Genomic DNA, 12,348 nt, shown 5'->3' on the forward strand with positions numbered 1-12,348 from the left:
ATATTTTGTCATTGTAAAATATAAAAAGAATGGAAAACAGGAGAACATTTTTAAAATCGTTGGCTGGGCTCACTGCAGGTTTATCACTTCATAGTGCGGCCTTTGGAAAGGATGTTGAAACAGACCGGCTTGGTGAGATTTTGCCCAAACGGAAATTTGGCCGGACCGGGGAGTATGTTACCATCCTGGGAACAGGGGGGTATCATGTTGGCTGGACAACAGAACGCGATGCGCAGGAAGTGATTGAAGCGGCCCTGGAAGGAGGAGTGCGGTTTTTTGACACGGCAGAGAGCTATTCAAGTGGTGTGAGCGAAGAACGTTACGGCAAATACCTTACGCCCAAATACCGTGATTTGATTTTTTTGATGACCAAAACAACCGGGAATGATGCCAAAACAGTGCAGGAACACCTTGAGGGGTCACTGCGCCGCCTGAAGGTAGACCAGATTGATTTGTACCAGGTACACTCTCTTCGTACACCGCAGGATGTGGACAACCGAATTGAAAACGGTGTGTTGGATGTGCTCCTGAAAGCAAAGGAGCAGGGAAAAATCAGGCATATTGGTTTTACGGGGCACCAGAATCCGTTTGCCCATACCCGGATGCTGGAGCGTACGGAGGAAAGCGACCTTTTTGACGGCGTTTTAATGCCCGTAAATGTGCTGGATCCTTCTTACTTTAGTTTTACAGAGAACGTGTTCCCTAAAGCGCTCGATCGTAATCTGGGTATTATGGCTATGAAAACCTTAGCAGACGGCAGGTTTTTTGCCAAAAAGGAGCAGGCCAACTGGACCAGTGACGATCCCGTTATTCCCAACTACCTGAGCATTAAGGAAGCCATGTATTTTGCGTGGTCGTTACCCATTTCTGTTTTGATTACAGGGAGCGAAAATGCAACTTATATGCGTGAAAAAATCGCACTGGCACGCTCGTTTACTAGGTTTTCGGAAGAACAGAAAACAGCGCTAATTGAGAAAGTGAGAGATATAGCTCTTACCGGGAAGGTGGAATATTTTAAGAAACAGGAAGCTTAAAAATTGATTAAGCTTGGGGATTTAACTGCCGGCAATTTCCATAAAAATTTATCTTTGCAGCAATTTAGTACAGTCATGGTACCGCATAAAGTGATACCATGGCAATTATCCTGTATTTTTTAAATATCAAAGATTAAATATGTTGCCGAAGATAAATCCAACAACAACCGCCGCCTGGAAAAAACTGGAAACGTATTATGCTGCTTTCAGTGAGACACATATAAAAGAACTTTTTCAAAAAGATGCTGATCGTTTTGAAAAGTATTCTGTGAAGTTTGAAGATATTCTGGTCGATTTTTCCAAGAACCGGGTAGACGATTCTGTTCGGAGCCTGCTGGTGGAGCTGGCCGGTGAATGCAAGTTGCAGGATGCTATCGAAAGTATGTTTTCCGGCGAAAAAATCAATGCTACCGAAAACCGGGCTGTTTTACACACTGCTTTGCGTAACCGGAGTAATTCGGCTATTTTGGTTGACGGCAACGATGTAATGCCCGAAGTGAATGCGGTACTCGCCCAAATGAAGGATTTTTCGGAGAAGGTTATTTCGGGCGAATGGAAAGGTTATTCCGGCAAAGAGATTATCGACATTGTGAACATTGGTATTGGCGGTTCAGACCTGGGCCCGCTGATGGTGACCGAGGCGCTGAAACCTTATAAAAACCACCTCAACCTCCATTTTGTGTCGAATGTGGACGGAACCCACATGGCCGAAACTTTGAAACAGGTCACTCCTGAAACAACCCTTTTTGTTGTGGCTTCAAAAACGTTTACCACACAGGAAACCATGACCAATGCTAATACAGCCCGCGACTGGTTTTTGAAAACAGCCCGCGACGAAGGCTTCATAAAAAATCATTTTGTGGCGGTTTCCACCAACGAAAAGGAGGTGGCTGCATTCGGCATCGATACAAAAAATATGTTCCGTTTTTGGGATTGGGTTGGCGGACGTTACTCCCTGTGGTCGGCCATCGGGCTTTCTATTGCCTGTGGTATTGGCTTTGATAATTACGTGGAGTTGCTGGAAGGCGCCCATGCTATGGACAATCACTTTCGCCATACCGATTTGGATAAAAATATTCCTGTTATACTGGCTTTGTTTGGTATCTGGTATAATAATTTTTACGGGGCCGAAACGGAAGCTATCCTGCCTTACGACCAATACATGCACAGGTTTGCAGCCTACTTTCAGCAGGGGAACATGGAAAGTAACGGGAAATATGTAGATCGCAGCGGAGAGCCGGTGGATTATCAAACCGGTCCTGTTATCTGGGGTGAGCCGGGAACCAACGGGCAACATGCTTTTTATCAGCTTATTCATCAGGGCACAAAACTGATTCCTTGCGATTTTATTGCTGCAGCTATTAATCATAATCAGTTAGGGGATCATCATCCAAAACTGTTGGCTAACTTTTTTGCCCAAACCGAAGCCATGATGGTGGGAAAAACTGAAAGTCAGGTTGTAGCCGAATTGAAAGCTGCCGGGAAAAACAATGAAGAGATTGCCGCCCTCCTGCCGTTTAAGGTTTTCCGGGGTAATATTCCTACGAACTCTATCCTGGTTAAAAAACTGACGCCACGTGTCCTCGGATCGTTGATTGCCATGTACGAACACAAAATTTTTGTGCAGGGCGTTATCTGGAATATTTTTAGTTTCGACCAGTGGGGCGTGGAGCTGGGCAAACAACTGGCCAATGCTATCCTTCCGGAGCTTTTGGGTGATGAAAAAGTAACTGACCACGATGCCTCCACCAACGGACTGATCAACGCGTACAAAAAAATGCGTTAGGGGGTGCATCTGTCCGACTGCATAGAAGGTAGTCGGCCCATTTTAATCTACTTGCAGAAAGCAACGTAGTTTTGCTGAGTCAGAAAAATATTGAGGTATCTTGGCCTTGAAGGGGTGCGAGTATGTTGTTTTTTGTCTGTAAACTTATTGATGTAAGAGCAAACCCGGTAAATGTATTTTTTATTTGTGCCGAAGCGTTAATAAACAGTTTTTATCCTGGAGTAAGGTTGTTATTTTGAAAGTAGCCGAATTCTGCTTCTGTTCAGGTATTCAAAATTGCGTAACTAAATGATACAGCAGGGCAAAATAACCGTTAAAAAAGGAGGGTATTTTGGCAAAATTTTTAACTTTGATGCTGTAAAACATGTTATAGGCATATATGTTAAGTTCAGAAATGGGAATAAAAGATATACTTGAGAATCCGAATTCTATTTTTTATTTGTTAAGCCGGGAAGAAAAAGAGGAATTAGAGAGGCACATTTCACTGGCTCACTATAAAAAGAATGAGTTTGTTTTTAAAGAAGGAGACAAGCCTTCGGGTTTTATGATATTGGTGAACGGCAAAGTAAAAATCTTTAAGGAAGGAGTTGGTGGTCGCGAACAAATAATCCGTATGGCTAGGCCTCTGGGTATTATCGGTTACCGTGCCCTGTTTGCTGAAGAAAATCATATTGCCTCTGCTGTTACCATTGAAGAATCAATGATTTGTACTATCTCGCCTGATTTTGTATTGAACAAGGCGCTTCAAAACAATCATTTTTCCCTTCGGATTATCCGGAAACTTTCCACGGAACTGGGTTTTTCCAATGCCCGCACCGTTACGCTGACGCAGAAACATATTCGCGGGCGGTTGGCTGAATCGCTCCTGTTGCTGAAAGATAAATACGGTTTTGAGCATGACGGCACCACCCTGAAAGTATACCTTTCGCGCGAAGACATTGCCAACCTTTCGAATATGACCACTTCCAATGCCATTCGCACCCTTTCAACTTTTGCCAACGAGAAGGTAATTGCCATCGACGGGCGGAAAATAAAAATTTTGGATTCTCACCGGCTGGATAGAATCAGCAAGCTGGGATGATCATTCGTGTAAGTAAACCCTTTTTACACGTTGCGAAATACCTGTCAATACTTCATACGGAATGGTGGCTGTTTTTTGAGCTACTTCGCTAATCGAAATATGTGGGCCGAAAAATTCCACTGAATCACCCGGCTGCGCTTTTAAATCCGTTACATCCAGCATCAGCATATCCATGCAAATGTTTCCAATTACAGGTACGCGTTGTCCCTTTAAATAGGCCTCCCCGTTGCTATTTCCCAATTTGCGATCAAGACCGTCGGCATAGCCCACGGGAACCACTGCAATTTCGGTTTCGCGTTCAATTTGGCCTTTTCTGCTATAACCTACTGTCTCGCCGGGTTTCAGCTTTTTTATCTGCGAAATAATGCTTTTAAACGTACTGATATTCTGCAATGGCAGCCCGGTAACCGAAACACCGTAAAGCCCGATTCCCAGCCGCACCATTTCCATCTGTTTCCCGGGGAAACGTTCTATGCCGGAAGAGTTTAAAATGTGCCGGTCGATTTTGTAAGGGAGCCTTGAGATTATTTTGTCGGACAGTACGTCGAACCGTTGAAATTGTTCGTGTGTAAAATCATCGAATGTGGGGTCGTCGCTAGTGGCAAGATGCGAAAAGACGGAAACGATTTTTAGCCGGTTGTTTTGTTCCAGACTTGAAAGGATACTTTCAATTTCTTCCTCTGTTTTAAAGCCAAGACGGTTCATCCCGGTTTCTAATTTCAGGTGAATGGGAAATTGTTGCAGGGCATTTCTGTCCACCGCTTCTTCAAATGCCTCCAGTAGTTTTATGCTGTAAATGTTTGGTTCCAGCCGGTAGTCAATTATATGCTGGAAACTGTGTTCTTCGGGGTTCATAACAATCAGGGGTATTTGAATCCCGGCCTGTCGCAGTTCCACACCCTCGTCGGCTACGGCCACTGCCAGGTAATCCACATTCTGGAACTGTAAAAGTTTGGCAATCTCCACATCCCCTGTTCCGTAAGAAAAGGCTTTCACCATTACCATGGTTTTAGTGGAAGGGTGGAGTAGTCCACGAAAAATATTCAGGTTGTGTACCAGGGCATTTAAATCGATTTCCAATACGGTTTGATGTGCCTTTTGCTGCAGTAGCGAAGAGATTTTTTCAAAGGTAAAAGCCCGGGCCCCTTTTATTAAAATGATGGAATCGGAAAAGCGGGTTCGCAGAAATTCTTGTTCAAAATCTTCGGTGGAGGGGTAAAATGCTTTTTGTAACGAAAAGGCATCCTGGTGAGCTGAGATTTTCGGACCAATGCCCACCAACCTATCAATTTCCCATCGTTGTAACAAATGGTTAACCTGACGGTACAGTTCGTCTTCCGGAATCCCGGTTTGCTGAATATCGGAAAGGATAACCTGCTTCTTTTTGTGGCCTTTTTTTGCTTGCTGATGCAGCACCGAAAGGGCAATGGAAAGAGATGCCAGGTCAGAATTGTAGTAGTCGTTAATAAGCAGACAGTTATTGATTCCTTGTTTAATTTCTAACCGCATGGCCACCGGGGCAAGCTGCCCGAACCGGGATAAAATTTTTTCGGTATTTTCGGACAGAATCCAGGCCGTGGCAAAACAATGACAGGCATTTTCTACCGATGAAGCATCGGTAAACGGGATTTTAAAATGGTATTTTTTTTCACTAATCCGGGCTTCAAGAGTTGTGTTTCCGTTTTCCTGATACGTAGTAAATTGAATGAGCGCCTTGTTGTTTTGCCGTGTCCAGCTTACTGCTTCCACTCCATGACTTTTGCAGAACGCCTGGACCAGCGGGGTGGTATTTTTATCGTCAACGCAAAATACCAGCTTTTTGGCTTTTGAAAACAACAGCAACTTTTCCTCTGTTTTCTGCTGTTTCGATTGAAAGTTTTCCTGATGGGCATCCCCAATATTGGTAAGAATTCCTATTTCAGGTTGAATAATGGGGGCGAGCTTTTTCATCTCTTCCGACTTTGAAATGCCAGCCTCCAAAATTCCAAGATTAAAGTGGTTGTCCATCAGTAACACTGAAAGCGGCACTCCTATTTGTGAATTGTAGCTTTTGGGACTGCGAACAATCCTGAACTCTTCTGAAAGCAGTTCGTGCAGCCACTCTTTTACAATCGTTTTGCCGTTACTTCCTGTAATACCTACCACCGGATACTGAAATTTTTTACGGTGATACTCCGCCAAATGCTGCAGGGCTTTTGTGGTGTCTTCCACCTGAATAAAAGCTGCATCAGGAGTAATAGAGGACGCATCGGAAACCACAAAGGCGTTTAACCCTTTTTTTTCTAAGTTGGAAATATATTTGTGCCCGTTGTTTCGTGGACCAGTTAGTGCAAAAAACAAGGCATTTTCTCCTTTAAAAAAAGTGCGACTGTCGGTTACAATTTGTTTTATTTTTTGGTCTGAAAAACCGGTATGATCTACCAGCTTTCCATGAACAATGGTTGCAATTTCAGAAAGTGTATATTCAATCATTTCGTGCTTTTGTAGCCAAATCATTTATCCTTTAATAAACATGTAGCGTTGGATGAATAAGAAATTAAAATTAGTATTTTTACAAAATTAAACTTAAAAAACAATAGCCCGGCAAAGAATGGAAAATAAAAAACTCGTAAATATTTTGCTGAAGGACATGGGCGAACTCGAAGAGTTGATTGCCGAAATGAAGTCAACCCGGCGTTTCGATGCACTGGAGGTGGAGCTGGTACACACCCGTGCCAAAGGGATTTTACAGCTAATGCAACTGCTTGATGTAAAAGAAGAACCGACGCAGGAAGACATTCGGGAAGAGATAGAAAATGTAGAAAGGCTGAAAGAAGAGGCGGAGAAGAAGTTGTTTGAAAATGAAGATGTTTTGCCGGAGAAGCAACGCGAGGAAGAAACGCAGGAGGAGGCTCCAATGCAGATAGTAGAGGAGGTGAAAATCACGGAAGTAGTTGAAGAGGATTCATCGCACAAAGAGGAACCCATAGAGAAGTTAGAAGAAGAGGATGAGGATATGCTGGAAGAAGAGACGGTTGAGAGTGGAAGTAATTCACGGCTTGGTGATAGCTTTTTAATAGGAAAATCGGTGAATGATTTACTATCCGGGAGCCAAAAGTTGGAGTTCAAGTTGTCGAACCGGCGGGTGAGTAGTATTCAGGCAGCCATTGGCATTAATGACCGGTTTCAGTATATCCGGGAGCTGTTCGAGGGCAACAATGAAAAATTTCAGGAAGCGGTAAAAATTCTCGACTCTAAACAAAATATTAAAGAGGCAGTGGATTACCTTCGTGCCCATTATAAATGGAAGAAAAATGAAACTAGCCTCAAATTTATAAACCTTGTAAAACGCAGGTTTCAAGATGAATGAGCAGGGAAAGCTGGTTCTGGTTCCTACCCCCATCGGCAATCTCGACGACATTACATTGCGGTCCATTGCTACACTTAAAGAGGCTGATCTAATTCTGGCTGAGGATACCCGTGTTTCATCCAAATTATTGCACCATCTGGGTATCGATAAAAAGCTTACCCCACATCATAAGTTTAACGAACATAAGACCATTTCGGGTATTGTCGTAAGATTACAGCAGGGGCAACGAATTGCACTGATTTCGGATGCCGGTACCCCGGGTATTTCTGATCCCGGGTTTTTGCTGGTTCGGGCTTGTGTGGAAAGTGGTGTAGAGGTGGAATGCCTGCCCGGAGCTACCGCATTGATCCCGGCATTGGCAGTTTCCGGATTGCCTGCCGAACGTTTTGTTTTTGAGGGGTTTCTTCCTCAAAAGAAGGGGCGTCAAAAGCGGTTGCAGCAACTAGCGGATGAAACGCGTACTCTCATTTTTTATGAATCCCCTTTCAGATTGGTGAAAACCCTGGGGCAACTGAGTGAGACTTTTGGCGGAGAACGCCGTGCCTGTGTTTGCCGTGAGCTTTCAAAGCTGTTTGAAGAAATCAAACGGGGAACATTAGACGATCTCCAAAAATATTATTTTGAAAATCCCCCCAAGGGAGAGATAGTGATAGTGGTGGAAGGATTGCCGAAAAAAAAAGGTAGTTGAATATACACAGGAGAAAATATACGCATCTTTTTTTCGACCTAGACAATACGTTGTGGAGTTTTGAAGAAAATTCCCTTGGCGCTATGCAGCTAACTTTTTCTCAATTTTGTTTGGAGTCGCAAGGTGTTGATTTTCTTTCTTTTTTTAATATATATTCGAAAAATAACCGGTTGCTTTGGGAAGATTATAGGAATGGGAAGGTGATAAAAAGGGATTTGATGCGGCTTCGTTTTCAGCAAACTCTTGAAGCATTCAGGATTGTAGGAATCGACCCCCTGGAAATGAATACATTTTACCTCACTGAAATGCCAAACCAAAAATGCCTGGTTGACGGAACGCCTGAATTGTTAGACTATCTGAAAAGGAAAGGGTACTCTATGTTTGTTATTACTAACGGATTCAGGGAGGTTCAGTATAAGAAACTGAAAACAAGTGGTCTGGATGGGTATTTCTCCAAAGTTTTTATTTCTGAAGATATCAAATCGCCGAAGCCAAACAAAGAGATATTTGAATATGCGGTAAAATCTGCCAATGCCAGAAAGGTTGCCAGTCTTATGATTGGAGATGACCTGCATGCGGACGTGGCCGGAGCTCTTAATTTTGGAATGGATGCGGTGTGGTTTAACCCGGAAAATAAAACAGACTGCGAAGAGCCATTGAAAAAGAACCATTCGAAAAATTTGATGTATCGTGTTCACACATTAGCCGGTTTAACACAAATTCTTTGAATATACTGTAAGAAAAAGAAAGGCGTTGTGTAATTAAAAAATTATTTTTTTATAACAAACATTTTTTTTTTCAATTCTTTTTTTAAAATTTGCATTTAAAGTTTTTTAACATTTGTTAGTGTAACAAACAATATCTCTTGGGATAAACAGAGAAAAAATTAATAATTGTACCTAATCAGTTAGGTTAATAAGGGAGCATTCCTTTCTTGTTTAGATTATTTAATTTGCCGTTTAGTTGCTAACTTAAAAACCAAATTTATGCAAAAAACCGAAAAATCAGCATTTAAACCGGGAAACCATACGATCACAATTTCCATCAAAAAAAAATGATAAACTGAAATTTGCCGGGAGGAACTCACTCTTCTTATTTTACAATTACCCTTCGTAGATTTTCATCTTTCCTCCTGGCTTTTTCCGCTTTTTATTGCGAATTAAATGTGAAAAGTACATTAATTGGCAATTGTAGTTGTATTTGTAATTGAGATCTTTTTTTAAATTTGTGCTTGTTAGCGTTTTTTAACATTCGTTAGTCATTGTAAACACTTTGGGAAAAATGGACGAAATATATACCATCTGAGAGATGGCGACAGAAGAAAGAGTAAATGAGATGTTTTTTGCTGTTTAATTTTATAATTTAAAAACTATTTCTATGAAAAAGATTGTATTTTTTTTCTCGATTCTCCTTTTCATGGGAACGCTGGCATTAAATGCCCAAACGAGGGTTATAACCGGTAAGGTTACCTCGGCGGAAGACAGTGAACCCATACCCGGAGTATCGATTTCAGTACTGGGTACCACATTGGGGACAGTTTCCAATATTGATGGAGAGTTCTCTTTACAGGTGCCTGAAGATGCTCAGACGCTTGTCTTTTCATTCGTAGGGATGACAAGAAAAGAAGTTGCTGTAGAGGGAAGATCAGTCATTAATGTTCAATTGGAGTCAGAGATGATTGGCGTTGAAGAAGTGATGGTAGTAGCTTACGGCACTACTTCAAGGGAAGCAAAGACAGGGTCTGTGACTCAGGTAACCGCTGAACAGATTGCTGATGTTCCTGTTTCAAGTTTCGATAAAGTACTTAGCGGTAAACTTGCCGGTGTGACGGTTACAGCCACTTCCGGACAGCCAGGGGCTGCTTCTCAGATTCGTATTCGTGGTACCAGTTCTATCAACGCGGGGAACGAACCTCTTTATGTGATAGACGGGGTGCCGGCAATGGCTCTTCCGGGTGATTCAGATAGAGATGGATCCCAGGACTATTTTTTTACGAATACAATGAATGCATTGTCTACGTTGAACCCCAACGATATTGAATCGGTTACTGTATTGAAAGATGCGGCAGCTGCCTCAATTTACGGTTCAAGAGCTGCCAATGGCGTTATTCTGGTGACTACTAAAAGTGGGCAAGCCGGGAAAACCAAGTTTTCTGTAAGAGCAAAATACGGGATATCGCAATTGGCCAATGATAATAATTACGGAACCATGTCCCCGAAACAATTGCTTACTTATTTCAGGGATGGTGTAAGGAATGCAGGAGATGACCCTGACAATCCAGCTAATGCCAATGATTCAAAGTATTACCCTATGGAACTGCTTTCCCGTCCTCTTACAAACTGGATGGACGCATTTACAAGGTTGGGACAGACGCAGGAATATGAACTATCGGCTAACGGGGGAAGTGAAAAGACGAAATATTTTACTTCCGGATCATACCATAGTTCTGAAGGTGTTTTTCACGGAATCTCATTTGAAAAAATGCAGTTCAGGACAAATGTCGATCATGCAATCAACGATAAGCTGACAATTGGAACCAGAGTAAATGCAGCCTATACGGAAAGCAATGACGTTTCTATGCAGAGTTTGTATTTTGCTAACCCGCTTTTTGCAGGGATGCTGATTTTGCCCTGGACACCACTCTATGATGAGAATGGAAAATATAATCTTAATATCCCGGAGAATGCCTATACCAACCCGAGAGCTACCGCTGCGTATGATGATCAGTGGGAAAAACAATACCGCTTTCTGGGAACAGGTTTTCTTGAATGGGAACCGGTTAAGGGATTAAAAATTAAAACAACCAATTCGGCCGATCTTACTTCAGCAGAAGGGAGAAGGTATTGGTCAGAAGATGGAGCTTATGAACCGGCACCGGAAGATGTGGCCCTTCAGACTACCACTTCCTTGTACCGGCAGCTGACAACATCGAATACAGTTAATTACAGTAATGTTTTTGATGATGTTCACAACCTGAGGGTATTGGCCGGACAGGAAGCTACCGTTTATGATTTTTGGTATTACTATACCTGGGCCCCAGGCGTGGATCCGGATATGCCTTACCTGAACACAGCTACCTCTGATGATGACGATGCCGATTATGACAATACAAGTTGGACCTTGTTGTCTTACTTCGGTATCTTAGATTATAATTATAATGGTAAATATTACCTCCAGGCAAGTTTTCGTGCAGATGGAAGTTCCAGGTTTGGTGCGGATACCAAATGGGGGAATTTTTATTCGGTAGGCGCTTCCTGGAATATTCATGAAGAGAGTTTTATGGATAATCTGACTTGGATTGATTTGTTGAAACTAAGAGCTAGTTACGGTATCAACGGAAACAATGAAATTGGAGACTATGACCAGTTTGGTGTGTATGGTTCAAGGCAGTATAATGGTGTTTCAGGCTTGGGACCAGATAACCTCGCCAACCCAAAATTAAGCTGGGAGTTAAATACCTCTTATAATATCGGGTTAGACTTTAATATTTTCAGAAGACTTTCCGGTAATATTGATGTTTATAAAAGGGTAACTTCTGATATGCTGTTGGACAAGCCTTTGTCCAGAACCACTGGTTTTACCAGCATTACAACTAACATTGGAGAGCTTTCCAACAGGGGGATTGAATTACAGCTGGAAGGGAATATTTTAAGCGGTCCGGTTAAGTGGGATTTGAGTTTTAATATTGCACGGAATATTTCTGAAGTAACAGATTTGGCCGGAAATGACCAGATTGAATCTGATTACAGTAGCAGGCTGTTTTATGTTGTAGGTGAGCGGTTATTTACCTACTATTTATATGATTATGAAGGAGTAGATCCTGTAGATGGAAATGCTCTCTGGAGAACTGAAGACGGTCAGCTGACCAGCGATTACGGCAAGGCCAGAAGGTATTTTGCCGGAAGTCCTGAACCCGACTGGTATGGAGGTCTTTCTTCAATGGTTACCTGGAAAGGATTGGCTTTGAATGTAGCCGTGGAATATAAAATAGGAAATGAAGTACTGATTGAAGAAAACCGGTACCTGACATCCGATGGGTATAACTGGGATAGCAATCAGGTTAGTACCGCACTTAATTACTGGACCACAATGGGTGAAGTAGCGGACAATCCAAAACCTATTTTTAATAACTCTACCAATTCAAGTGGCTTCAGGAATACCCGCTGGATGCAACGGGGCGATTACCTGAGATTGAAAGATGTGACGCTCTCATATACTATTCCTCAAAAATATACTGATAAATTGAATCTGGGAGCAGTGAAAGTTTATGGCAGTGGTTATAATGTTTACACATTCCATGATGTCGACTACTGGGATCCGGAAAGAGGTGTAGATGGAATGGGATTTGGGATTTACCCCATGACAAAAACATTTGTTTTTGGTCTTGATGTAATGTTTTAACCTTAAATG

Annotated in this window: 8 protein-coding genes; 7 read left to right on the forward strand and 1 reads right to left on the reverse strand. The window is 42.3% G+C overall.

Translation table 11 applies throughout. The features are described 5' to 3' along the window. Nucleotides 1–29: 29 nt before the first annotated feature. The 3 genes from D1164_RS17170 to D1164_RS17180 all read left to right on the forward strand — a co-directional run bounded on the left by D1164_RS17170 (nt 30) and on the right by D1164_RS17180 (nt 3,901). Nucleotides 30–1,034 carry an aldo/keto reductase gene (locus tag D1164_RS17170; RefSeq protein ID WP_119351131.1) on the forward strand — a complete coding sequence of 335 codons (1,005 nt, stop codon included), beginning with the start codon at nt 30–32 and terminating at the stop codon, nt 1,032–1,034. Between the two features lie 139 nt (nt 1,035–1,173). Continuing rightward, nucleotides 1,174–2,820 carry a glucose-6-phosphate isomerase gene (pgi, locus tag D1164_RS17175; protein WP_119351132.1) on the forward strand — a complete coding sequence of 549 codons (1,647 nt, stop codon included), beginning with the start codon at nt 1,174–1,176 and terminating at the stop codon, nt 2,818–2,820. Nucleotides 2,821–3,214: 394 nt separating this feature from the next. Continuing rightward, the gene (locus tag D1164_RS17180; RefSeq protein ID WP_119351210.1) at nt 3,215–3,901 is read left to right on the forward strand and encodes a Crp/Fnr family transcriptional regulator; all 687 of its coding nucleotides are present in this window, start codon (nt 3,215–3,217) and stop codon (nt 3,899–3,901) included. Here the strand turns inward: D1164_RS17180 and D1164_RS17185 are convergent, their stop codons facing one another. Further along, nucleotides 3,902–6,397, reverse strand: coding sequence for a bifunctional UDP-N-acetylmuramoyl-tripeptide:D-alanyl-D-alanine ligase/alanine racemase (locus D1164_RS17185; protein WP_206611052.1), 2,496 nt, complete (start codon nt 6,395–6,397; stop codon nt 3,902–3,904). A gap of 94 nt (nt 6,398–6,491) precedes the next feature. Here D1164_RS17185 and D1164_RS17190 point away from each other — a divergent pair, with 94 nt between their 5' ends. The 4 genes from D1164_RS17190 (at nt 6,492) to D1164_RS17205 (ending at nt 12,339) form a co-directional block, all read left to right on the forward strand. Continuing rightward, nucleotides 6,492–7,250: a hypothetical protein gene (locus D1164_RS17190; protein ID WP_119351134.1), complete on the forward strand. Its 759-nt coding sequence runs from the start codon at nt 6,492–6,494 to the stop codon at nt 7,248–7,250. Then, nucleotides 7,243–7,938 (forward strand): 16S rRNA (cytidine(1402)-2'-O)-methyltransferase, encoded by a 696-nt coding sequence (gene rsmI, locus D1164_RS17195; RefSeq protein WP_119351135.1) that lies wholly within the window; start codon nt 7,243–7,245, stop codon nt 7,936–7,938. Before D1164_RS17190 ends, rsmI begins: the two co-directional genes overlap by 8 nt. Then, on the forward strand, nt 7,935–8,666 hold the full coding sequence (locus tag D1164_RS17200; protein ID WP_119351136.1) for a YjjG family noncanonical pyrimidine nucleotidase: 732 nt from the start codon (nt 7,935–7,937) through the stop codon (nt 8,664–8,666). The genes rsmI and D1164_RS17200 overlap by 4 nt, the downstream gene beginning before the upstream one ends. A 649-nt stretch (nt 8,667–9,315) precedes the next feature. Further along, nucleotides 9,316–12,339: a SusC/RagA family TonB-linked outer membrane protein gene (locus D1164_RS17205; RefSeq protein WP_119351137.1), complete on the forward strand. Its 3,024-nt coding sequence runs from the start codon at nt 9,316–9,318 to the stop codon at nt 12,337–12,339. Nucleotides 12,340–12,348: the final 9 nt, after the last annotated feature.

It is taken from the genome of Mariniphaga sediminis (assembly GCF_003573545.1).
In the GTDB taxonomy this organism is placed as follows: Bacteria; Bacteroidota; Bacteroidia; order Bacteroidales; family Prolixibacteraceae; genus Mariniphaga; species Mariniphaga sediminis.

Bases quoted from the DNA above. Each gene is read 5' to 3' on its own strand.
- D1164_RS17185 (WP_206611052.1), bottom strand. From the start codon at position 6,397: ATGATTTGGCTACAAAAGCACGAAATGATTGAATATACACTTTCTGAA.
- D1164_RS17180 (WP_119351210.1), top strand. From the start codon at position 3,215: ATGGGAATAAAAGATATACTTGAGAATCCGAATTCTATTTTTTATTTG.
- pgi (WP_119351132.1), top strand. From the start codon at position 1,174: ATGTTGCCGAAGATAAATCCAACAACAACCGCCGCCTGGAAAAAACTG.
- D1164_RS17170 (WP_119351131.1), top strand. From the start codon at position 30: ATGGAAAACAGGAGAACATTTTTAAAATCGTTGGCTGGGCTCACTGCA.
- D1164_RS17190 (WP_119351134.1), top strand. From the start codon at position 6,492: ATGGAAAATAAAAAACTCGTAAATATTTTGCTGAAGGACATGGGCGAA.
- rsmI (WP_119351135.1), top strand. From the start codon at position 7,243: ATGAATGAGCAGGGAAAGCTGGTTCTGGTTCCTACCCCCATCGGCAAT.
- D1164_RS17205 (WP_119351137.1), top strand. From the start codon at position 9,316: ATGAAAAAGATTGTATTTTTTTTCTCGATTCTCCTTTTCATGGGAACG.